Source organism: Cupriavidus sp. PET2-C1, assembly GCF_054515855.1.
Genome location: NZ_CM137260.1, coordinates 2,454,727 through 2,476,440, shown reverse-complemented (window position 1 = coordinate 2,476,440; position 21,714 = coordinate 2,454,727). Strand labels below are relative to the sequence as shown.

17 protein-coding genes are annotated in these 21,714 nt (G+C 67.9%); 7 read left to right on the top strand and 10 right to left on the bottom strand.

The window, feature by feature from the left end; translation table 11 throughout:
* Positions 1-39: 39 nt before the first annotated feature.
* Both ACX12D_RS31060 and ACX12D_RS31055 read left to right on the top strand, forming a co-directional pair.
* Positions 40-1,353: an MASE1 domain-containing protein gene (locus ACX12D_RS31060; RefSeq protein WP_459374847.1), complete on the top strand. Its 1,314-nt coding sequence runs from the start codon at positions 40-42 to the stop codon at positions 1,351-1,353.
* Positions 1,350-2,585: an alpha/beta fold hydrolase gene (locus ACX12D_RS31055; protein ID WP_459374846.1), complete on the top strand. Its 1,236-nt coding sequence runs from the start codon at positions 1,350-1,352 to the stop codon at positions 2,583-2,585. Before ACX12D_RS31060 ends, ACX12D_RS31055 begins: the two co-directional genes overlap by 4 nt.
* Here ACX12D_RS31055 and ACX12D_RS31050 read toward each other — a convergent pair.
* The 7 genes from ACX12D_RS31050 to ACX12D_RS31020 form a co-directional block, all read right to left on the bottom strand.
* The gene (locus ACX12D_RS31050) at positions 2,582-4,909 is read right to left on the bottom strand and encodes a patatin-like phospholipase family protein (RefSeq protein WP_459376579.1); all 2,328 of its coding nucleotides are present in this window, start codon (positions 4,907-4,909) and stop codon (positions 2,582-2,584) included. The two genes, ACX12D_RS31055 and ACX12D_RS31050, sit on opposite strands and share 4 nt — an antisense overlap.
* A gap of 379 nt (positions 4,910-5,288) precedes the next feature.
* Positions 5,289-6,287, bottom strand: a complete 999-nt coding sequence (locus ACX12D_RS31045; protein ID WP_459374845.1) for a Bug family tripartite tricarboxylate transporter substrate binding protein — start codon at positions 6,285-6,287, stop codon at positions 5,289-5,291.
* Positions 6,278-7,633, bottom strand: coding sequence for a DUF1254 domain-containing protein (locus tag ACX12D_RS31040; RefSeq protein ID WP_459374844.1), 1,356 nt, complete (start codon positions 7,631-7,633; stop codon positions 6,278-6,280). Before ACX12D_RS31040 ends, ACX12D_RS31045 begins: the two co-directional genes overlap by 10 nt.
* 24 nt (positions 7,634-7,657) lie before the next feature.
* On the bottom strand, positions 7,658-8,977 hold the full coding sequence (locus ACX12D_RS31035) for a DUF1254 domain-containing protein (protein WP_459376578.1): 1,320 nt from the start codon (positions 8,975-8,977) through the stop codon (positions 7,658-7,660).
* Positions 8,978-9,004: 27 nt separating this feature from the next.
* Positions 9,005-10,015 carry a Bug family tripartite tricarboxylate transporter substrate binding protein gene (locus ACX12D_RS31030; protein WP_459374843.1) on the bottom strand — a complete coding sequence of 337 codons (1,011 nt, stop codon included), beginning with the start codon at positions 10,013-10,015 and terminating at the stop codon, positions 9,005-9,007.
* A gap of 102 nt (positions 10,016-10,117) precedes the next feature.
* Entirely contained in the window at positions 10,118-12,277 is a 2,160-nt protein-coding gene (locus ACX12D_RS31025) for an acetate--CoA ligase family protein (protein WP_459374842.1), read from the bottom strand.
* Positions 12,278-12,379: 102 nt separating this feature from the next.
* Complete coding sequence (locus tag ACX12D_RS31020; protein WP_459374841.1) at positions 12,380-13,186, bottom strand: IclR family transcriptional regulator; 807 nt, start codon at positions 13,184-13,186, stop codon at positions 12,380-12,382.
* A gap of 156 nt (positions 13,187-13,342) precedes the next feature.
* On the opposite strand from ACX12D_RS31020, the gene ACX12D_RS31015 reads away from it, so the two are divergent.
* From ACX12D_RS31015 to ACX12D_RS31005, 3 genes are all read left to right on the top strand, one after another.
* Positions 13,343-14,035, top strand: a complete 693-nt coding sequence (locus tag ACX12D_RS31015; RefSeq protein WP_459374840.1) for a TetR/AcrR family transcriptional regulator — start codon at positions 13,343-13,345, stop codon at positions 14,033-14,035.
* A 143-nt stretch (positions 14,036-14,178) separates the two neighbouring features.
* Complete coding sequence (locus tag ACX12D_RS31010) at positions 14,179-15,177, top strand: Bug family tripartite tricarboxylate transporter substrate binding protein (RefSeq protein ID WP_459374839.1); 999 nt, start codon at positions 14,179-14,181, stop codon at positions 15,175-15,177.
* Between the two features lie 204 nt (positions 15,178-15,381).
* Positions 15,382-16,068 (top strand): histidine phosphatase family protein, encoded by a 687-nt coding sequence (locus ACX12D_RS31005; RefSeq protein ID WP_459374838.1) that lies wholly within the window; start codon positions 15,382-15,384, stop codon positions 16,066-16,068.
* 1,041 nt (positions 16,069-17,109) lie between these two features.
* Here the strand turns inward: ACX12D_RS31005 and ACX12D_RS31000 are convergent.
* From ACX12D_RS31000 to ACX12D_RS30990, 3 genes are all read right to left on the bottom strand, one after another.
* Positions 17,110-18,288, bottom strand: a complete 1,179-nt coding sequence (locus ACX12D_RS31000; protein ID WP_459374837.1) for an acetyl-CoA C-acetyltransferase — start codon at positions 18,286-18,288, stop codon at positions 17,110-17,112.
* A gap of 180 nt (positions 18,289-18,468) precedes the next feature.
* Positions 18,469-18,933 (bottom strand): PaaI family thioesterase, encoded by a 465-nt coding sequence (locus tag ACX12D_RS30995; RefSeq protein ID WP_459374836.1) that lies wholly within the window; start codon positions 18,931-18,933, stop codon positions 18,469-18,471.
* 12 nt (positions 18,934-18,945) lie between these two features.
* The gene (locus tag ACX12D_RS30990; protein ID WP_043357169.1) at positions 18,946-19,920 is read right to left on the bottom strand and encodes an NAD(P)H-dependent flavin oxidoreductase; all 975 of its coding nucleotides are present in this window, start codon (positions 19,918-19,920) and stop codon (positions 18,946-18,948) included.
* 186 nt (positions 19,921-20,106) lie between these two features.
* Here ACX12D_RS30990 and ACX12D_RS30985 point away from each other — a divergent pair, with 186 nt between their 5' ends.
* Both ACX12D_RS30985 and ACX12D_RS30980 read left to right on the top strand, forming a co-directional pair.
* Entirely contained in the window at positions 20,107-20,994 is an 888-nt protein-coding gene (locus ACX12D_RS30985) for a crotonase/enoyl-CoA hydratase family protein (protein WP_459374835.1), read from the top strand.
* 28 nt (positions 20,995-21,022) lie between these two features.
* Positions 21,023-21,694 carry a nitroreductase gene (locus ACX12D_RS30980; protein WP_459374834.1) on the top strand — a complete coding sequence of 224 codons (672 nt, stop codon included), beginning with the start codon at positions 21,023-21,025 and terminating at the stop codon, positions 21,692-21,694.
* Positions 21,695-21,714: the final 20 nt, after the last annotated feature.

Here is a 21,714-nt window from a genome sequence, read left to right as displayed (position 1 = left end):
CTCGCATCCGTGCCCGGGCATCAGCCAAGGAAAGCCAACGTGAAACCAACCAACCGAGCCGTCGTCCTGTTTTTGTGGGCCGCACTGTACTTCTGCTCCGGCTACATCTCGCACAAGCTGAACGGCCCGTTCTCCGCCACTGGCTATATCTGGCTGCCGGCCGGCGTGACCGTGGCCGCGTTCATGCTGACGCCGATGCCGCGCTGGCTGCCGGTAGGGCTGGCGTTCTTCGCCGCGCAGATGCTGCTGGGCTGGGTGGAGGAGCGCGACACGCTGCGCCTGATGCTGTTCTCGCTCGACGAGATCGGCTTTGCGGCGGTGGGCGTGGCACTGGTCAGGCGCACGCACTTCTCGCTTGAAGGGCTGGCCTTCGTGCGCGGCTTGCTGATCGCCGGGGTGATCAGCAGCGCCGCCAGCGCCGCGGTGGGCGCGGGCTGGTTCACGATCATGCAGGACGTGCCGTTCTGGCGCACCGCGCGCGTCTGGGCCGCGGCCGACCTGGTGGGCGTGCTGATCATCACGCCGGTGCTGGCGGGCTGGTCGCGCTTTCGCGCCATGCGCTCGGGCGGCATGAGCGGCGGTGATTTCCTGTTCGGCCTGGGCGCGTTCGCCGCGCTGGTGCTGACCACCTTCTTTATCTTCGACAACAAGAGCCTGGGCCCGCTGCCTGCCGGCGTGGTGTTTGCGCTGACCTATATCCCGCTGTTCTTCGCCGCGGTGGTGACGCTGCTGTGGGGCGGCCGGGGCGGCTCCGTGGCGGTGGCGATCCTGGCGCTGTTCGTGCTGGTCAATACCGGCCAGGGCGACGGCCCGTTCGCCGAAAGCGCGGCCCACCATGGCCGCTCGCTGATGGAAGCCCAGCTATACCTGGCCGTGGCCGCCTTGCTGACGCTGCTGATCAGCACGCTGCGCACCAGCCGCGAGCAACTGCACCTGCAGTCGGCGCAGCGCCAGAACGATGTCAAGCTGGCGCTCGCGGCCAGCGGCCAGCTGGTCTATTGTCTGGACCCGCGCAGCGGCACGCTGCGCTGGAGCGGCGACGTGGAACGCTCGCTGGGGGTGCGTGAAGATACCTTTGGCAATCTCGACAATGTGCTGGCTCACGTGCATGCCGACGACCGCGCCCGGGTGCGCGACCGCTGGCTGCGCGAGAGCGACGGCGACGGGGGTGGCGACGGGGGTAGCGAAACCCGCACCGACCTGCTCTTTCGCCTGATGCTGCCCGCGGGCGACTGCACCATGGTGCTGGATATGAGCGGCCCGCTGCTCGACGGTGACGAGACCGTAGCGGTCATTGCCGGCGCATGGCGCCTGCAAGGCGCGGCTGTGATCGAGGAGCGCGACGCAGCATGACGGCTCTCAAGGGCAGTGGCACGGGTGCCCTGCTCATCCATGGCCTGGGCGGCACGCAGTTCGACCTCGGCCCGATGCACAAGGCCCTGCGGCGCGCCGGGGTGGAAACCCACGCGGTGACGCTGCCGGGACACGCAGGCACGCCCGAGGACCTGGTGCCCGTGCGGGCCGAGCAATGGCTCGACACCGTGACGCAGGCATACGATGAGCTGGCCGGGCAGTACGAAACCTTTCACATCATGGGCATGTGCCTGGGCGGGCTTCTGGCCCTGGCGCTGGCCGAGCGCCGCCATCACACCAAGGGCCGGCTGATCGCGCTGGCGGCCCCGGTCTACATCGACGGCTGGTCCACGCCCTGGTACCGCGCGCTGCGGCACCTGGTCTATCACATCCCCACGCTGCCCGCGCGCATGCGGGTGGAGGAAGACGAGCCGTTCGGCATCAAGAACGACCTCGTGCGCGCCATCGTCAAAGCCAAGTTCGAACGCGGCGACAACTTCCACTACCGCTGGGTGCCGCTGGCCTGCATCCGCCAGGTGGACCGGCTGCGCGGCTGGGTGCTCAACGGCGCCCACCGCATCGCCTGCCCCACGCTGGTGGTGAACGCGCGCGAGGACGAGCTGACCAGCCTGCGTTCGGCCGACTTCCTGGAAGCTACGGTCCCCGACGTGCGCAAGGTGGTGGTGGAAAACAGCTATCACATGATCTGCGTGGACAACGACCGCGAGCAGGTGGTCAGCAACGTGCTCGAGTTCCTTGGCTTCGACCCCGCGCAGGCGCGCCGCCCGGCGCGGGCCAGGGTGGAAGTGCCGATGACCGAGGACGCGGTCGCCACCGTGGTGAACGAATACCTGCAGGCCCTCACCAGCGGACAGTTCGAAGCGTTGTTCCCGTTGCTGGAGCCCGGCGTGCGCTGGCGCCACCAGGGCGAGCATCCACTGGCGGGAAGCTATGACGACCGCGACGCCGTCATCGACATGTTTGCCAAGCTGGAGGCAATCTCCGGCAAGACGGTACGCATCGCCGTCACCGCACCGCCGCGCATCGAGGGCGCCACCGCGCAGATCGACGTTGCGGCCTCCTCTGTCATGAACGGCGAGGCCCGGCACAGCCAGGGCACGCAAACCCTGCGCATGCGCAACGGGCGCATCTCCGCGGTGACCTTCCGGCCGGCGGACAGCGCCGATAACGCCGTGAGCGCCAACGAGCCCCTGCCGGCGCCCGCGGGCTAGAACACGCGGCCTAGCTGCAAGTACAGGTTCCACACCCCGTTCGGCGCCGCGGCAAAGCCGAAGTACAGCGGGCCAATGGCGCTGTTGCCGCCAATGAACAGGCTGGCGCTGGTCTTGAACGGCCCGTTGCCAAAGTTCTTGCGCCGCAGCCAGACGTCGCCAGCCTCCAGGCTGGTGCCCACCACGGTGGTGCGCAGCCCGGGCAGGATGAACTCGCGCAGGTCGTTCAGGTAGGTCACGCGCCCGTACAGCAGGTAGTTGCCTGAGAACTGGTCCTGCGCGTAGGCCGAAAGATGCTGGAAGCCGCCCAGCGTGAAGCCCAGCCCGCCACTGACGCTGTTGTCGCTGCGGTGATCGCCATAGGTGGCCGCGGCCTCCGCCGCCAGGTTCAGCGTGTGCCGGCCGTAGCTGGCGGCCCAGAGCGCCTTGGCATGGGCATCGTTGAAGCGGTTGTCGGTGCCGCCGAAGGCCAGCTCGTTGGTCGCCAGCAGGTAGTAGCCGGTGCGCGGGAACAGCGGATCGTCGAGCTGGTCGATGGTGAGCTGGGCGCGCATGGTGGGCTGGCGCACACGGGCCTGGGAGAATAGCCGGCCGGTGCCGATAGGCAGGTTATAGACGGCCGAGTAGTTGACCTGCTGGTAGTTCACGCCCGCCCGGAACTCGCCCAGCCGGCCCAGCGGCACACCCAGGTCCAGGCCCGCGACGGCCGTGTCGATCCGGAAGGCGGTGATCGGGTCGGTATTGCGGTTGGGCGCGGTGTCGCCATAGAGATCGACGCGCTTGCGCCCGTATTCCACATAGGGCGCGACATAGAAGCCCAGCCGGTCGAATACCGGCTGGCGCAGCTCGGTGCGCCACTTGGCCTGGGTGCTGCCCAGCACGATGTCATTGCGCCATTCCAGCCCGCCAGGCGTGATCCAGGGATAACGATGCCCCAGCTGCAGGTTGAACCCGCCCTGGCCATTGAAGGTATTGGATACGCCGAAGCCGAACAGCAGGAACTGCGGGCCCCAGGATTTTTGCTGCGCGTCGACCTTCAGCACATTGCGCCCGTCTTCCGTGACCAGTTCCTGCGTCACGCTCTCGAAGTCGCCCGAAGTGGAGAGCTGCGCCATCTCGCGGTTGAGCGTGACCGCGTCGTAGGTGTCTCCCTCGTTCACGCCCAGGTACTTGCGCACGAAGCTGGCCGGGATCCGGCCTTGCGACTGGATCTGGATGGCATCGATGCGCACCGGGCCCGCCACCGCCTGACCGTTCTTGCGCGCCGCCAGGTAGCTTTGCCAGGCGTGCTCCGGCAGCGTCAGCGACGCAAGCTTGGGCTCGGCCGCCAAGACCGCGTTCCAGCCGCCCTGGATGCCGTCGTTGGCGCGCGAGAAGTCGGTGAAGGACAAGTCACCCAGCTGGGGCTCGATCAGCACGTCGCCCGGCTTGAGCAGCGCCTTTTGCGTGGCCACGTTCTGGTTGGTCAGGATGGTGAGCATCTGCTGCGTCACCGCCGCCGGCGAGTCCAGGCTGCCGGGGTCATCCAGCGGCGAGGCGATATTGACTGCGATGATCACGTCGGCGCCCATGTCGCGCGCGAGCTGCACCGGCAGGTTGCTGACCAGCCCGCCATCGACCAGCACGCGCCCGTTCACCTTGATCGGCGCGAACAAGCCCGGCACGGCCACGCTGGCGCGGATGGCGCGCGGCAGCGAGCCGTGGTCCAGCACGACCGGGGCCCCGGTGCCCAGGTCGGTGGCAATGGTGCGAAACGGCGTTGGCAGCTTGTCGAAGGCGCCGTCGGCCGGCAGGTGCGGGGTCAGGTTCTGCAGCAGCGCCAGCAGGCGGTTGCCCTGTACCAGGCCGGTGGGCAGCTTGATCTTGCCGTCGCCGTAGCCGGCCGAGATGCCGATCGGGTATTGGAGGTCATCCTCGCGCTGCGCCTGCGGCAGTTCGGCGCGCTCGTTGCGGTCGAAGGCGATATCGCTCAGGTTGGTATGCGACAGCTTGGCCTCCAGTTCGCCCGCCGACAAGCCGCTGGCGTACAAGCCGCCCACCACCGCGCCCATGCTGGTGGCCGCGATGCAGTCGATCGGCACGTGCATTTTCTCCAGCGCCCGGATCACGCCGATATGCGCGTAGCCGCGCGCACCGCCCCCGGACAGCACCAGGCACACGCGCGCTCGCTTGCCCGGCTCGTGAGCGGGGGCAGCTTCAGCGGCAACTTCGGTGGCAACATCGGTGGCAACGTCGGCGGTGGATTGCCTGGCCGGCTGCGCAGGGTGATCCGCGGCCCCGGCGGGCTGCGGCGCCAAGGCTAGCGCCGCCAATGCAAGCAGCATCGGCAGCAGCTGACAACCGGACACCAGCGAGCGCAAGCGGCGCGCGATGCGTGAAAGAGAGCAGGACATGGACAAACCCGGACAATCCGCGGCAAGACGGGACAAGACGGTGAAATCGCCGCGCAGAGTTGGCGGGGAAGGTCGTCACGATAGGGCAATTGCCCGTCCTTGAACAGCGGCGCATGCACCAGCGGAGTGCCGGTTACCTAACCTGCGAGGCGGTTGCTGCCCCGTCCGCCAAGCTGCCGCGCGGGTTGACCGTGCAAACCCTCGGCGCAGAGCATCTTGACGCACATCTTGCCTAGGGCGGTAAACGTATGCTGAATACAACATAGGGGATCCGGCTGCAGTGGTCCCGCCCCTGCTCCCCCTGCTCCACCTATTCCAGCTTGATCCCCGCCGACTTGATCAATGGCCCCCACTTGGCCACCTCGGCATCGACGAAGCGCGCGAACGATGCGCTGTCGCCCGCCTCCGGCTGCAGCCCGAGGCCGATCAGCTTGCCGCGCGTCTGCGCATCGGCCAGCACCGCGTTGGCGTCCCGGTTGAGTTGCTGCACGATGGCCGGCGGCGTGCCCGCCGGCGCCATCAGCCCGAACCAGCCGTAACCCACCACACCGGGATACCCTTGCTCGCCGAACGTGGGCGCGTCCGGATACACCGGCGTGCGCTGCTCGGCGGACACCGCGATCACGCGCAGCTTGCCGGCCTTGATAAATGGCAGCGCCGTGGTGATGGCGGTCAGCGTGGCGTCGACCCGCCCCGCAAGCAATTCGGTGTAGGCCGTGGAGTCGCCGCGGTAATGCACGTTGAGGCCCTTGAATTTTGCCTGGGCGGCAAAGAGCTCGGCAGTCAGGTGCGGGCCCGAGCCGATGCCCGGCGAGGCGAATGTCACGCCGTCCTTTTTCTCGCGCGCCATGCGCACGAAATCCGCCACCGTGCGCACCGGTGAATCGGCTTTGACGATCAGGAATATCGGCCCGAGCACGCGTGGCCCTACCGCCACGAAGTCCTTGTGGATGTCGTAATGCTGGGATAGCCCTGCCGCCGCGTTGATGGCAAACGGCGCCGCCGCCCATAACAGCGTGTAGCCGTCCGGCGTGGCGCGCGCGATCTGCTCGTTGGCCACGCGCGTGCCAGCACCGGGCTTGTTCTCCACCACGAACTGCTGCTTGTACTTGCGGCTGAGCCCCTCGCTGAGCAGGCGCGCCGAGATGTCGTTGGAGCCGCCCGGGCCGTAGGGCGACACCAGGCGCACCGGGTGCGACGGAAATCCCTCGGCATGCACCGGCGCCAGCGCACCGCAGCCCGCGGCCAACAGCATGGCGTTGCCGGCCAGGCGCAGCACTTGCCTGCGCTTGTGCGAATTCAGTGCCATGACCGCTCCTTGACCGAAGCGGCGGCGCCCGCCAGCGGGCGGATCGGCGGATAGACAAAGGTCTTGTCGAGATGCGCGGGCTGGGGCACGTAGAGCCGCAGCGTCACGTAGAACGGGCCTGCGGGCGCGGGCAGCCAGTTGCCTTCGTCTGCCGGGTCGGCCGGCGGCGTGGCCGACAGGCGCAGCCGCAGGCCGCCGTCCGGCGCGTAGCGCAAGCTCGGCGAGCGGTCGCCCAGCGAGTAGCGCCCCAGCACGTTATCGACCAGCATGCAGTCGGCCTTGCCATACATGGTGAGTGACCAGAACGCGCCGACCTGCGGCAGCGCATCGGCCGGGAAGACCAGTTCGTAGCCGGCGCGGCCATCGAGCGGCGCGCCTTCGCTGTCGCGGTCGGCCATCACGTACATCGCCTCTTGCACGCCGAGCGCGCCGATATAGTTGCGCGCCACCAGCGCGCGCTCGGCGAAACGCGTGCCGAACGATTCGCGGATTTCCACCGGCTGGGTCCAGCCGCCGCCAAGGTCGGACGGCAGCGGCGTCGCCAATTCGGCAAGCACTGTCTGGATGGCGTCGCCCAGGCGGGCAAGCGCTTCATCGCCAAGCCCGGCCGCATCGCAATCCGCGCCAATGCCAAAAGGCGCGAAGCCTGCCACCAGCCCTGCCTCAGCCTGCGGCGGCGGGTTCTCGCGCAACGCCTGGTTGACCACCTCGGCATAGCGGCGCGGATCGCCCAGATGCTCGCCGGGCTGCATGCGCACATCGAAGGCCCGCGCGGCGCTCGCCCCGGCCAGCGTGCTCAGGCGGAACTGGTCCTGCAGCGCGTGCACGGCCGGCAGGTCGGCTTCGCCATCCACCAGCACGCGGCCGAGCAGCCACACCGCATCCGTGGGGCAGGCGATGGCGGTGGCGCCAGCCGGCACGTCGCCCTGCCAGCGCGGGCCATGCAGCAGGAAGCGGCCGCGCCCGTTGCCCGTGGTGCGGGTGCCGATATAGCCAAAGGGGTTGGTATAGAAATCGAGCAGGCCGAGCACGTAGTAGCGGCCCAAGCTGTCGGGCACGTCCAGCAGCAGCGGCCCTTGCGACAGGTCCATCCAGGCGTTGCTGTAGAGCGTGTCGTTATTGGGCGTGACCACCTGGCGATGCTGCGGGCCAAGCAGCTGGCGCGTGTGAATGAAATGATTGATCCAGCGCACCGGGGCATCGGGCTGCTGCGCGGCAAACACACCGGCGCTGTTGCGGCGCGGGCAGGTGGCGGCGCGCATGCGCGCCATTTCGTAAAGGGGCAGCGTGTAACGGATGGCGTCGAGGGCGGGCGCGGCGGATACGGCGGATACGGTCTGGTGCATGTTGGTTTCCATAGCTGGGTTGGCTCAATCGACGCGGCGCACGGCCGGGATGGTGTACTGGCCTTGCAGGAAAGACTGCGCGGGATGGTAGAGCCGCAGGATCAGGTAGAACGAACCAGCGGGTGCGGGCAGCCAGTTCTCCTGCTGCTGCGCTCGCGCGTGCGAGATCGGAATCACCAGGCTGCCATCGGCCTCCATGCGCAAGCCCGGCGTGCGGTCGCCCACGGCGTAGCGGCCGATCTCGTTGGCGCTGAAGTAACGATCCTCGCCGTACAGCGACACCGACCAGAACGCTTGCGCGGGCGGCAGCATGCCGGGCGCGAAGCGCAGCTCGTAACGGCGGCGGCCATCGAGCGGCGCGCCGTCGGCATCGAAATCGGCCATGGCGTAGATCGCCTCGTCCGCGCGCAGGGCGCCCAGGCCCTTCATCGCGGTGCAGGCGCGCTGCAGCCAGTCGTCGCCGTACATGCCCAGCTTCAGGCTGTAGCCCCAGCTCTTGCGGCCCTGGCTGCGGGTATGGGCCTCGATCACCGCCATGCCTTGTGCGTAGGCGCTTTCCAGCCCGGCCACGATGGCCGGGCGCAGCGCCGCGAAATCGGTCTCGTCTTCCAGTCGGATGCCTACCTTGCGCAACAGCGTCAGGATGCCCAGTTCTTCAACCGCCGGCGGGAACTCGCGCAATGCGTTGAAGAGATTGTGGAAGAAGTCCAGCGCTGGCCGGCCGCTGTCGTGCCACTGGTCCACGCAGCGCGGACGCGCCGCGCCCGGCGTACGGGTCAGCGCGAAGCCCTGCTCGAAGGCACGCGCCACCGCCAGGTCATCCGGCCCCTGCACCAGCACGCGGCCGAGCAGCCAGACCAGCGAGCTCGGGCATGACACCGCATGCGCGCCGCTGGCCTTCTGGCCCGGGCCGAGCAGCTCGATCTCGCCGCCTTCGGCGGCGACATTGCGTGGCCCCAGGTTCTCGAAGTTGTTGGTGTGCACGTCGAGCAGCTCGATCACGTAGTAGCGGCCCGCGTCGGGCAGCGGCGGAATGCGCAGCGTCACCGGGCCATCGGCCAGGTTGACCCAGCCGCAGAAGTACAGCAGGTCGTTGGCCGGGGTGACGATGTCGCGGTCCTCATGCGTCCACTGGCGCTCGCTCGCGGACAATGCATTCATCGGCGCGCGGCCATAGCCGGTGGCGGCGGCGACCGAGGTCTGCAGGCGGCAGGTGCGCAGCGTCTCGATAAGCGCATAGCCGTAGATCACCAGCGGCAGCGCTGCGCCGGCGACCAGCGCCTGCTGGGGGCTGGCGAGCGTGGAGACACCAGCGGGAGCAGCTGGAGCAGCGGGAGGGTTCATGTTCATGTGTGTTGGCTCCTGGCGGGATTATTCGAGGGCGGCGCCGCTCGACTTGACGAGGGCGGCCCAGGCGCGGACGTCGTCCTGCATCTGGGCGGCAAAAGCGGCGCGCGGCTGCGGGGTGAAGCGCATGCCCAGCGTGGCGGCCTGCGCCTGCATGGCGGGCTCGGCCATGATGGCGTCGACAGCGCGCTCAAGGCGGTCGAGGATGGGAGCCGGCGTGCGGGCCGGCGCAAACAGCGCGTACCAGCTGTCGATGCGCAACGGCACGCCGGACTCGGCGAAGGTCGGCACATCTGGCAGCGCCACCGAGCGCTCTGAGCCGGTCACCGCCAGCGCCCGGACCTTGCCACTGCGGATCAACGGCAAGGTGCCGGCCAGGTCGGACATGGCCACCGGCAGCGTGCCGCCCATCACATCGGTCAGCATCGGGCTCACGCCTTTGTAGGGAATGTGGCGCAGATGGATGCCGCTGCTGACATTGAGGCTCTCGCCCGCCAGGTGGCCGCCCGAGCCGGGGCCCCAGGAACCATAGGTGAGGTCTGCGCCTGGACGCTTGGCGGCTGCGATCAGCGCAGGCAAGTCCTTGCCCGTGAACGCCGGGCCTGCCACCAGCACGTTGCCGCCGTAGGCCAGCCGGCCCACCGGCACGAAATCGCGCACGGGATCGTAGGGCAGACGGGGAAAGATCGCCGGCGCGATGGCATGCGTGGCGGAGATGCCGAGCAACAGCGTGTAGCCGTCCGGCGCGGCGCGCGCCACCTGGGCCGAGCCGATGGTGCCGGTGGCGCCCGCCACGTTTTCCACCAGCACGGTGCCGCCCAGCGCGGTCGACAGCTTGGCGGCCACCAGCCGCCCGATGACGTCGGTGCCGCCGCCCGGCGGAAAGGGCACCACCAGCCGGATCGGCTTGTCAGGGTATTTCGTGGCTTGCGGGGGTGCGGCGTGCGCCGGTGTGGCGGCCAGCGCCGTCAGCATGACGACGGTGAGAGCGCCTGCCGCCGGCGCGCGCGCGGTCCTTGCAGCTTGCAAATGCATGATGGTTTGTCTCCGGTTCTGGTGGTTCCCCATCCGCGCGTCCGGTCTGTGCCGGCATCGGGTTGCGCGGTGGGGTCAAGCTTCGTTGCTACGCCATCTCGGTCATGCCCCTGGCCCGCCCGCCGGCAGCAAGGTGATCACGGCGTCTGCCGCCACCGCGCCATCGGCGCCGATGATGAACGGGTTGATCTCCAGTGTGTCGAGCCGGGGACCCAGCGCCGCGGCCACCTTCGACACGCGCACCAGCAAGTCGGCGGCCTGCGCCAGCGGCAGCACCGGGTTGCCGCGATGGCCGGCGAACAGCACCGCCGCGCGGCTCTGCTCGAGCATGGCGCGGGCGCGCTCGGGCGACAGCGGCGCCAGGCCGAAGGCCATCTGCCGGAAGATCTCCACCGCGGTGCCACCGATGCCGGCCAGCACCACCAGCCCGAACACCGGATCGCGCCGCACGCCCACCATCAGCTCGCCCCAGCCGCGCACCATGCGGGCCACCAGCACGCCCTCGAAGGGCAGGCTGGCGTCGGCCCGGGCCAGCGCTGCCTGCATCGCGGCATAGGCCTTGCGCACCGCGGCGTCGTCCGTCAGGTTGAGTGCCACGCCGCCGACGTCGCTCTTGTGCAGCACCTGTGCCGAGCACAGCTTTACCGCCACCGGGTAGCCGATGCGCTGCGCCAGCGCCACGGCTTCATCGGCGTCGCGTGCGAGGCCGTGCGCGGCCACTGGCACCCCGGCGTCAGCCAGCAGGCGCATGGCGTCGAACTCGGACAGCGCGCTGGCATCGTCCGGCACATCGCGCAGGAGCGCGGCGGCCGGCGCTGCGGCCTCGGCAACTGGCGCGCTCGCGGCGGCGGCTTCCAATGCTGCCGCGCGGGCCAGCGCGGCCACGGCCTCGATGGCGTGGGCCGGTTCGCGGAACACCAGGCAACCATGCGCCTCCAGCCACACCCGCTTGTCGTCGTCGACCACGCCGGAAAGCAGCAGCGGCGCTGCACGCTTGTCCTCATGCAGCGCGCCGATGGTGCGCTGCAATCCTTCCCACAAACGCGGCGCGTTGGCGCCACCGGCGAGGAAGGCCACCACGCTGCCGTACTCGCCGCAAGTGGCCACGCCGGCCATCGCGTCGAGCAGCACGGCGGGCTGGGCCACCACCTGCCCCGTCACATCGATCGGGTTGGCGGTGCTGGCAAAGGGGATGCTCGTGCGCAGCACCTTGGCGGCCGCCGCGGGCATGGGCGGCATGGGCATGCCAAGCTCTTCGGCGCGGTCGGCCATCATGATGCCGACGCCGCCGGACACGGTGACGATGGCCACCGGCGCCACCGCGTCGGCCATCAACCCGCTCGGGCTGTCCCAGCGCGCCGGGCGGCGCCCGCGCGACAGCGTGTAGCCGAGGCGGAAGAAGTCCTCGAGCGTATGGGCGCGATGCACGCCGTACTCGTCGAACACTGCCTGATACACCGCATCCTCGCCTGCCAGGCTGGCCGTGTGCGACTGCGCCGAACGCGCCCCTGCCTCGGTGGTGCCCACCTTGGTGATCACCACCGGCTTGCCGGCGGCGCGCGCCGCGGCCAGCGCCCGGCGCAGGCGCGCGCCATCGCGGCAGCCTTCCATATACGCCAGGATCACGCGGGTATCCGCGTCCTGCGCCATCCACTCGATCACGTCGGCCACCTGCAGGCCGGCCTCGTTGCCAGTGGTCACCCAATGGCTCAGGCCCAGCCCGGCCTCGCGCGCCAGCGCAAAGGCGTAGGCGCCAAACGCGCCGCTCTGGCTGACCAGCCCCACGTCGCCCGCAGGCGGCACGCCAGTCAGCGGGATCGGCGAGAACGTGGCAAACATGCGCGCGCGCAGATTCATCACGCCCAGGCAATTGGGGCCGAGCAGGGCCACGCCGTGGCGGCGCGCGCTCTCGGCCAGCGCCACTTGCATGGCCAGGCCCTCATCGCCCACTTCGGCAAAGCCCGAGGTGAAGAAGATCGCGGCGCGCGTGCCGTTTTTCGCCAGTTGCGCCATCACGGATTCCGTCGCCACCGCCGGCACCGCCACGATGGCCAGGTCGACGGCCTGGCCAATGGCGGCCAGCGTCGCGTAAGCGGGCAAGCCCTGGATCTCGCTGGCGGTGGGATGCACGGGAAAAACATGCCCGGCGTAGCCAAGCTCGCGCAGCAGGCGAATCGGCATGCCGCCCACCTTCTCGGCCTGCGTGGACGCGCCGATGACCGCGACCGAACGCGGTTTCAGCAGGAAATCTAGATTGGGCATGGCGTTGTCTCCGGATGGCCTTGATTGGCTTGTTCTGGTTGCGCCTGTGCCGGCGCTGTGTATGTGTGTGTGGCTTCGTGTGCCTTCTCTCTGCCGGCCGGGCTATTGCCGCAGGCCCGTCATGGATTCGATGGTGCGGGTCATCTCCATCAGCAGCGGCGCGATCTTCTTTTCCAGCATGCCGCGCCGCATTTGCGAGCCGGCGATCGCACAGTTGAACAGCAGCGGGCGGTTCAGGTAGACGATGCGCGAGTACACGCCCACGCCATGCACGCCGCTGCCGGCATCGCCTTCATTGATGGCAAAGCCGCGCTTGGGGTAATGCGCCACGTTGTGGCAAATGGTGTCGTAGCAGGCGGCGTACTCCTCGGCGCGTTCGTGGCGCGCGGCCTGCATCAGTTGCTCGAACTCGCTCTTGGAAAGCGTGCACAGGAAGGCACGACCCATCGCGGTGCTCAGCACCGAGCGCACCGCGCCCACGCCGGGGCGCGCCGCCGTGCCCTCGTGATGCGTGCAGCTCTGCAGGTAGGTCACGTCCAGCCGGTGTGCCACGCCCATCGATACGGCACCTTCGATACGATCCGCCAGCGCCTGCATCAGCGGCCGTGCCACATGACGCACCTGCAGCCCGGCCAGGTAGGGATAACCCAGGGCCAGCACCTGGGCGCCGACGAAATACTTGTCGAGCTTGGGGTCCCAATCCAGGTAGCCCAGCTCGAACAGCGTGCGGCAGATGCGCGACACCGTGGCGCGTGGCATCTGCAGGCGCTCGGAGAGCTCGCCGTTGCCAAGCGGACGCGGCTCGTCGATGAAGCAGCGCAGCAAGGCAAAGCCCTTGGCCAGCAAGCCACCGAAGGACGGATCCTCTTTCCTGCGCTCGGCTATGAATTGTTCGACCGGCGTGTTCATCTTGTCTCCTTGCACCGCAGTGTGGGCGGCGTCATTTTCTGTGTCAAAGAACGGTATGTATTTCCACATATTGGAAATGTAGACCGTTTCTTGACGAAACGCCGTGGTAACCATATGGTTCACAAAACCGAATCAGAATTCGCATACGGAATTACCATGCCCCTCTCGTCCTCTGCCGCGTCCCCCGCCAAGCCGTCCAAGGGGACTTCCGCATTCCCTACCGTAGCGACCCCGTCGATCCTGCAGCCGCCGCGCCAGCGCCGTGCGCGCGAGACCGAGCAGGCCCTGCTGGACGCCGGCCGCGAGCTGCTCGCGCAGCGGGATTTCTCCGCGGTGTCGGTTGCGCAGATCGCCTCGGCCTGCGAAGTGTCGGTCGGGGCTTTCTACGGCCGCTTCCGCGACAAGCAGGCATTCTTCGAATCCCTGCGCACGCTGGTGATGCAGGAAACCGGCGATTCCGTGGCGCGCTACCTGCGCGTGGAACGCTGGGAGGACGTGCCCACCGATGTGATGCTGGAAAAAATCATGCGCTACGTGGTGCTCGGCTGCCACGCCAACCGCGGCGTGATCAAGGCATCGCTCAAGCACGCCTCCGTCCGCCCGGAAGAGTGGCTGCCGCACCGCGAAAGCGGGCAAGACGTGGTGGAACGCATGGTGGCGCTGCTGGTGCCGCGCATGCCTGTGCCAGCGGAGCAAGCGGAGATGCGCGTGCGCTTTGCCATGCAAGCCGTGTTCAGCATCGTGGTCAATGCCATCCTCAACGACGCCGGTCCGCTGCCGCTCGACGACGAACGGTTGCCCGGCGAGATGACCCGGCTGGTAGCCGGCTACCTGGCGCTGCCGGCCTGACGTCGTAGCGTCACAACATCACCACATCGATACGCGCGGGTCCGCGCGTGGTTTACCGCCGTCATCAAGCCTTGCCCAGTATCGGCGCGCGCATTTTGCTCGGAGCGCGCGCCGGATCCTATAAAAACCCGAGGAGACAAAACATGACAATACGCAGCCCGTTCTGCGGGAAGGCAGCCGTCCTGCTGGCTTGCGCCTGCGCGGCACTGCTGCCGCTGGCAGCCCAGGCGCAAGCCAGTTATCCCGCCAAGCCCCTGCACCTGATCGTGCCCTACCCGGCCGGCGGCCTCACCGACACGCTCTCGCGCACACTGGCCGAAGGCCTGGGCAAACGGCTGGGACAAACCGTGGTGGTGGAGAACAAAGGCGGCGCCGGCGGCATCATCGGCACCGACTATGTGGCCAAGTCAGCGCCCGATGGCTACACGCTGCTGCTGACCATCCCCGGTCCCATCACCGCCAATCTCGCCCTTTACAAGAAGCTGCCCTACGACCCGCGCACCGATCTGCGCCAGGTGTCCGACATCGCCATGGCGCGCACGGTGCTAGCCGTCAACGGCAAGCTGCCGGTGAAGACCGTGGCGGAACTGATCGCCTATGCCAAGAAGGAACCCGGCAAGCTGCGCATGGGCTCCTGGGGCCCGGGCACGCAGCCGCACACCATCCAGGCCTACCTCGACAAAACCTACGGCATCGATATCCTGCATGTGCCGTATCGCGGCGAAGGCCCGATGGTGAGCGACCTGCTCGCCGGCCAGGTCAACATGACGGTTGGCTCGGTGACCTCGCTCAAGCAGCACTTCGCCAGCGGCAAGCTACGCCCGCTGGCCGTCACCGGCATCCGGCGCGCCAAGGCCTTGCCCGACGTGCCAACCTTTGCCGAAGCCGGCTATCCCGACGAGCCGTACAAGCTGACCGGCCCCATCACGCTGCTGGTCCCCGCACGCACGCCCGGCGACATCGTCGAGCGCCTGGGCCGCGAGGTGAGCGCACTGGTGAAGACACCAGAGATCAGCCAGCGCATCGAGGACATGGGCGCGGAGCCGATCGGCAACCTGCCGGCAGAAGCCCTGACCGCCTACAAGGCCTACCTGCCGGGCGTGCTCAAGCTGACCGCGGACACCGGCGTCACGCTGGACTAAGGCCTGACCCAGGCTGGACTGACCTTGCAGCTGCGCAGCGGGATAATGCAGCGCGGCAATGACCGCTATGAATCCGGCGCGGCTTAGCTTGGCCGCCGCGCCCGGCACTCATACAATGGCTGCACCCCGCGCGGCGCCCCCCGCGTTCGCGTGCCGATTCCCGTTTTACCGCTTCCCGGGTGCCTACCGGCGCCGACATCACGCATGGCAACGCTCTTCCTGGTACGGCACGGTCAAGCCTCGTTCGGCGCCGCCAACTACGACTGCCTCTCCGACACCGGCCGGCAACAGGCCCGCTGGCTGGGCGAATATTTCCGCGAGCGCGGCGTCTCGTTCAAGCGCGTGGTTGCCGGCTCGCTGGTGCGCCAGCAAGACACCGCGCTGGAGATCCTGGCCGGCATGCGGGCTGGCGATGTGCCGGTCCGGACGGATATCGAAACCCACCTCGGCCTTAACGAATACGATGGCGAAGCGCTGTATCGCAGCCATACCGGTGGAGCGGATCATCGCGCGCACCAGAACGCTGACTACAACGACTACTGGCGCACATTCCGCGCGGCCTATCAGGCCTGGACGCTGGATCAACTGGTGGGCATGCCGGAATCATGGGCAGAGTTTGGCGGGCGGATCCGCGATAGTTTGCTGCATGCCACGGAAGGGGCCTCGCGGGAGGATGCGGTGTTGGTTGTCAGCTCTGGCGGGGCTATCGGGCGGGCTACCGCGGATTTGCTGGGTGCGCCGGCGCAGACTGCGATCGAGTTGAATTTGCAGTTTCGGAATACGGCGTTTTGCGAGATTATTTCTGGGCGCGGGACGCAGAGGTTGCTTAGTTTTAATAGTTTGCCGCATTTGGATCGGGGTGATCGGCGGGATGCTATTACGTTTGCGTAAGCGGTTTTGGTTGTTTGGGGCAAGGGCAGAACCGTTGGCTCTTGTTGCCTTGGTTTGGCGTTCTTTGTGCGGCGTTGGTTTTTGGACCCAAGGGCCATACGACATCCGCCTGCCGGGTTGGTTGCGGTTTCTTTGAGCAGCGATGGCTTTTGCACCCAAGTGCCATACGACATCCCCCTGCGGGGGCTGCCGGTCACTTTTCTTTGACCGGCAAAGAAAACTAACGAAAAGAAAGCCGCCCTGCCGGGAGCAGAGCAATCAGGCTGTTTTTGCCTCTGTGGTTGCGTCGTACGGCCCGGAGTGTTGGCTGACGGATTCTACCGGCCCAGAGGACATCGCTTCTGCATGACCCATGGGTTACGTGGTGCAGCCCCTGACCTCGCTTGCGGTGACCGTTCCCACATCTGCCGTTCGCGGGGCGAAGTGCTGCGCCGTTTCGGGGGTGGCTGGTTTCGTGGTTTTGTCTCGGAGGACGAGCACCGTGAGGTGCGAGCGCGGCCCCCGCGGACCGGGCCACGATGCCCACCACGAAACCGGTGGGGGCGATAGCAAGGTGCCGCTCGCGCCGGTACGGCAGGGCATCAAATGGCCGGGCGGCCACCGTCAGAGACAAAACCACGAAACCACCATGGCAGGCAGGATCGTGGTACTACGCACCGCGAACGGCAGATGCCCGAACGCTCACCGCGCAAAGCGATGAGGGGCACCACCACGTGACCATTGGGTCATGCAGTAGCGATGCCCTTCGGGCCGGTAAGGCACGCCAGCCAACACTCCGGGCCGTACGACGCAACCACTACCCCACATAAGCCTTATTGCTCTGCTCCCGGCAGGGCGGCTTTCTTTTCGTTAGTTTTCTTTGCCGGTCAAAGAAAAGTGACCGGCAGCCCCCGCAGGGGGATGTCGTATGGCACTTGGGTGCAAAAGCTATCGCCGATCAAAGAAATACCGACCAAGGCAACAAGAGCCCAATGTGCCGCCCTTGGGCCCAAAAGCCATCGCCGCAAAATAAAAGCAACGAAGACCCCCCAACAATCAACCCTATAACCTTTCAACAATAGTCACATTCGCCATCCCCCCACCCTCACACATCGTCTGCAACCCATACCTCTTCCCCTGCGCATGCAGCGCATGCACCAGCGTGGTCATCAGCTTAGCCCCCGAGCCACCAAGCGGATGCCCCAACGCAATAGCCCCGCCATTCACATTCATCCGTGCCGGATCCGCGCCCGTGGTCTGCAACCAAGCCAGCGGCACCGGCGCAAACGCTTCATTGATCTCGAACAGGTCGATATCGCCGATCTTCATGCCGGCCTTCTCCAGCGCCCGCAGCGTTGCCGGCAACGGTGCTTCCAGCATGATCACCGGGTCATGGCCCAGCACCGACATATGGTGAATGCGTGCCAGCGGCTTGACGCCCAGCTTCTTCAGGCCGGCTTCATTGACCACCATCAGCCCCGCCGCGCCATCGCAGATCTGGCTGGCGCTGGCGGCGGTGACGGTGCCGCCTTCCTCGATCAGCTTGACGCTGGCGATGGATTCCAGGCTGGCTTCAAAGCGGATGCCTTCGTCCACCGTGTGCAGCTCGCCGTTGGCGCTGCCGTCGGCGGCGCGCACGGCGACGGGCACGATTTCGTCCTTGAAGCGGCCGGCCTGCGTGGCGGCGATGGCGCGGCGGTGGCTTTCCAGCGCGTAGCGGTCCAGGTCGTCCCGCGTGAGGCCGTACTTGCGCGACATCATCTCGGCGCCGGTGAACTGGCTGAACTTCACGCCGGGATAGCGTTCCTGCATGGCCGGGCTCATCGAGCTGCCGAAGCCGTTCTTGAAGGGCAGCGTGGAGGGCAGGCCCATCGGCACGCGGGTCATGCTTTCGACGCCGGCGGCGATCACGATGTCCATGGTGCCGGACATCACCGCCTGCGCGGCAAAGTGCAGGGCTTGTTGCGACGAGCCGCACTGGCGGTCGACCGAGGTGCCGGGCACGCTTTCCGGCAGCTTCGAGGCCAGCACGGCATTGCGCGCCACGTTGCCGGCCTGCTCGCCGGCCTGGCCGACGCAGCCCATGATCACGTCGTCGATCAGTGCCGGATCGGCGCCGCTGCGCTCAACCAGCGCGTTCAGCACCTGCGCGGCGAGATCCGCCGGATGCCAGCCTGCCAGCTTGCCGCCCTTGCGCCCGCCCGCGGTGCGCGCGGCCGCTACGATGTATGCCTCTGCCATGTCGTCTCCTCTTGTCGTTCGTCGTTCCGGGGCGAACCCGCCCGTGATGGCCGCGTCCCGGGAAGGGCACGGCCAAGCCTCGCTATCCTGTTGCGGATTCTGGCGCAGCAGCGGGGCGCCCGGCGTCGTCGGAAGCGACGATTGCGCAGCGCCGCCGACGCGCCAAGCGGCGGCGGCGCATCATGTGCGCGGCGTGAGCACCGAGAAGATGGCGGTGGCGCGCAGCAGGCAGCGCTCCCCGGCCATCAGGCGGCAACCGCCGAAGCGCAGCCGCGAGCCCAGCTTGTCGAACTCGACGTGCGCCTCCACCCAGTCGCCCACCCGCGCGGCATCGAAGTAGTCCATGCTGAGGTTGACCGTCACCGCCGGCTGCTTGCGGTCGGTCTCCAGCGCCATCATCATGCCGATGGCGGTGTCGGCCAGCGTGGCCAGCATGCCGCCGTGCGGGATGCCAAGCGGGTTGAGGTGATGCGGCCCGATGCGGATGGCCACTACGCGCCGCGCCCGGTCCACGTAGATCTGCCCGAAGTTCTCTAGGAAGCCCTTGGCGCCACGCAAGGCGACAAAGCCTGGCGGCGCCGCCTCGGCCCCTTCGGATTGCCCTGCGCCCGTGCCGGCATCGGACGGTTGATTGGCTTCTGCCATGGATGCGCCGCCTTATGCTGCAAAGTAGCGCGAGGCCACCCCGAGCTGCTCGCGGCATTCGGCCACCATGCGCTCGATCAGCTCGGCGCAGGTCGGGATGTCGTCGATCAGGCCCACGCACTGGCCGGCGCTGATGATGCCGCCATCGGTCTCGCCGGCGGCGAGCGCGGCCTTGCCGCGTACGCCCGCCACCAGGTGCTTGACGTCCTCGAACTGGGCGCCGCCCGGCTGGCGCTCGATGGTGACGACCTCATCGGAGATGGCGTTCTTGAGCACGCGCGCGGTGTTGTGCAGCGTGCGGAAGATCAGGTTGGTGTCGCGCTCGCTGGCGTCCACCAGGGCCTGCTTGACGTTGTGGTGGATCGGCGCCTCGCGCGTGGCGCAAAAGCGCGTGCCCATGTTGATGCCCTCCGCGCCCAGTACCAGTGCCGCCGCCATGCCGCGCCCGTCAGCGATGCCGCCCGATGCAATCACCGGAATGCCCAGCCGGCGCGCCGCCAGCGGGATCAGCACCATGCCCGGGACGTCGTCCTCGCCCGGGTGGCCCGCGCACTCGAAACCGTCGATGGACACCGCGTCCACGCCCAGGCGCTCGGCCGACATGGCATGGCGGATCGCCACGCACTTGTGGATCACCTTGATGCCGGCCGCCTTGGCGCGCGCGATATGCTCCTTGGGGTTGTTGCCCGCCGTCTCCAGCACCTTGATGCCGCTTTCGATGATCACGTCGAGGTAGCGGGCGTACGGCGGCGGGTTGATGGAGGGCAGCAGCGTCAGGTTGACGCCGAAGGGCTGGTCGGTCAGCTCGCGGGTGCGGCGGATCTCCGCGGCCAGCGCTTCCGGGGTGGGCTGGGTCAGCGCGGTGAGCACGCCAAGCCCGCCGGCATTGGAGACCGCGGCGGCCATCTCGGCGTAGCCAACCCACTGCATGCCGCCCTGGATGATGGGGTAGCGGGTGCCCAGCAATTCGGTAATGCGCGTCTTCATGTCGTTCCTTCTGGCTTCGGGTCTTGTATCGTCTCTGGTCTGTCTTCTGCCGGGCATGCGCCGCCAGGCGTCCTGGCGCCAGTCTACGGCGGCGCTGCCGTGCCTACCTCGTCGGATTCGACGATTGCAGGCGCCCGATTCTGCACTACCTTATCCACACCCATTTCGAGAGAGCCAAGGCCAGCCATGAGCACCCCGAACCCAGCCGTCCCCCCCAGCTTCGAGACCCTGCAATACGCCGTCGACAAGGGCGTCGCCACCATCACCCTGCACCGCCCGGAAAAGCTCAATGCCTTTACCCCGCGCATGATGCAGGACCTGATCGACGCCTTTGACGCCACCGACGCCGACGACGACGTCCGCGCGGTGATCGTCACCGGCTCCGGGCGCGCCTTCTGCGCCGGCGCCGACCTGTCCTCCGGCGGCTCTACCTTCGATTACGAGAAGCGCTACGGCGCCAGCAAGGAAGCCTCCCACCGCGATGGCGGCGGACGCGTGGCGCTGCGCATCTTCCGCAGCCTCAAGCCGGTCATCGCGGCGGTCAACGGCCCGGCGGTGGGCATCGGCGTGACCATGCAGTTGCCGATGGACATCCGCCTGGCCTCCAGCGACGCCAAGTTCGGCTTTGTGTTCGCGCGCCGCGGCATCACGCCCGAGGCGGCATCGTCGTGGTTCCTGTCGCGCGTGGTGGGCATCTCCACCGCGCTGGAATGGTGCTACACCGGCCGCGTGTTCTCCGCGCAGGAGGCGCTGGAGCGCGGGCTGGTGCGCTCGCTGCACGCGCCCGAGGACCTGTTGCCGGCCGCGCAGGCGCTGGCCCGCGAGATCGCCGACAATGCCGCGCCGGTATCCGTCGCCATCTCGCGCCAGCTGATCTGGCGCATGGCCGGGGCGAGCCACCCGATGGAGGCGCACCGCCTGGACAGCCGCGCGATCCAGTCGCGCGGCCAGTCGGCCGACGTCAAGGAAGGCGTCAGCGCCTTCCTGGAAAAACGCCCGGCCAGCTTCCCCGAGCGCGTGTCGCAGGACATGCCGGACTTCTTCGACTGGGGCAACGAGCCGCCCTTTATCTGATCCCCCAGCCAAGCCCCAGGAGAGCCGCGTGAAAGTCAGCATGGCAGTCCAGAGCCGCAAATCGGTACGCGGCTTTCTTCCCACGCCGGTGCCGCCGGAGATCATCCGCGCCGTGCTGGAGCAGGCCGCGCGTGCGCCCTCGGGCGGCAACCTGCAGCCGTGGCACCTGCACGTGGTAGGCGGCGAGCCGCTGGCGCGGCTCAAAGCCACCATGCGCGAGCGCGTCGCCGGCGCGCCCCGCGGCGAAGGGACCGAGTATGACGTCTACCCGCGCGAGCTGGTCTCGCCTTATCGCGAACGGCGCTTCCAGGTGGGCGAGGAGCTCTATCGCTGCCTGGGCATCCCACGCGAGAACAAGCCGGCGCGCCTTGCCCAGTTTGCCAACAACTTCACGTTCTTCGGCGCGCCGCTGGCGCTGTTCTGCACCGTGGACCGCCGCATGGGCCCGCCGCAATGGTCGGACCTGGGCATGTACCTGCAAACGGTGATGCTGCTGCTGCGCGAGCATGGGCTGGACAGCTGCGCGCAAGAATGCTGGGCGATGTATCCGGAGACCATTGCGGGCTTTCTCTCCCTGCCCGCCGAACGCATGCTGTTTACTGGCATGGCGATCGGCTACGAGGATCCGGCAGCGGCGGTCAACCAGCTGCGCGCCACGCGCGCGCCGCTCACCGAGTATGCGGAGTTCATCGGCATCTGAACCGGTGAACCGATGAACTG

What these genes read in the sequence shown, in the direction of transcription:
- ACX12D_RS31005 (WP_459374838.1), top strand. Translation starts at nt 15,382, where the DNA reads ATGGCAACGCTCTTCCTGGTACGGCACGGTCAAGCCTCGTTCGGCGCC.
- ACX12D_RS30985 (WP_459374835.1), top strand. Translation starts at nt 20,107, where the DNA reads ATGAGCACCCCGAACCCAGCCGTCCCCCCCAGCTTCGAGACCCTGCAA.
- ACX12D_RS30990 (WP_043357169.1), bottom strand. Translation starts at nt 19,920, where the DNA reads ATGAAGACGCGCATTACCGAATTGCTGGGCACCCGCTACCCCATCATC.
- ACX12D_RS31050 (WP_459376579.1), bottom strand. Translation starts at nt 4,909, where the DNA reads ATGCTGCTTGCATTGGCGGCGCTAGCCTTGGCGCCGCAGCCCGCCGGG.
- ACX12D_RS31055 (WP_459374846.1), top strand. Translation starts at nt 1,350, where the DNA reads ATGACGGCTCTCAAGGGCAGTGGCACGGGTGCCCTGCTCATCCATGGC.
- ACX12D_RS31010 (WP_459374839.1), top strand. Translation starts at nt 14,179, where the DNA reads ATGACAATACGCAGCCCGTTCTGCGGGAAGGCAGCCGTCCTGCTGGCT.
- ACX12D_RS31045 (WP_459374845.1), bottom strand. Translation starts at nt 6,287, where the DNA reads ATGGCACTGAATTCGCACAAGCGCAGGCAAGTGCTGCGCCTGGCCGGC.
- ACX12D_RS31030 (WP_459374843.1), bottom strand. Translation starts at nt 10,015, where the DNA reads ATGCATTTGCAAGCTGCAAGGACCGCGCGCGCGCCGGCGGCAGGCGCT.
- ACX12D_RS31000 (WP_459374837.1), bottom strand. Translation starts at nt 18,288, where the DNA reads ATGGCAGAGGCATACATCGTAGCGGCCGCGCGCACCGCGGGCGGGCGC.
- ACX12D_RS31015 (WP_459374840.1), top strand. Translation starts at nt 13,343, where the DNA reads ATGCCCCTCTCGTCCTCTGCCGCGTCCCCCGCCAAGCCGTCCAAGGGG.
- ACX12D_RS31025 (WP_459374842.1), bottom strand. Translation starts at nt 12,277, where the DNA reads ATGCCCAATCTAGATTTCCTGCTGAAACCGCGTTCGGTCGCGGTCATC.
- ACX12D_RS30995 (WP_459374836.1), bottom strand. Translation starts at nt 18,933, where the DNA reads ATGGCAGAAGCCAATCAACCGTCCGATGCCGGCACGGGCGCAGGGCAA.
- ACX12D_RS31035 (WP_459376578.1), bottom strand. Translation starts at nt 8,977, where the DNA reads ATGAACCCTCCCGCTGCTCCAGCTGCTCCCGCTGGTGTCTCCACGCTC.
- ACX12D_RS31040 (WP_459374844.1), bottom strand. Translation starts at nt 7,633, where the DNA reads ATGCACCAGACCGTATCCGCCGTATCCGCCGCGCCCGCCCTCGACGCC.
- ACX12D_RS31020 (WP_459374841.1), bottom strand. Translation starts at nt 13,186, where the DNA reads ATGAACACGCCGGTCGAACAATTCATAGCCGAGCGCAGGAAAGAGGAT.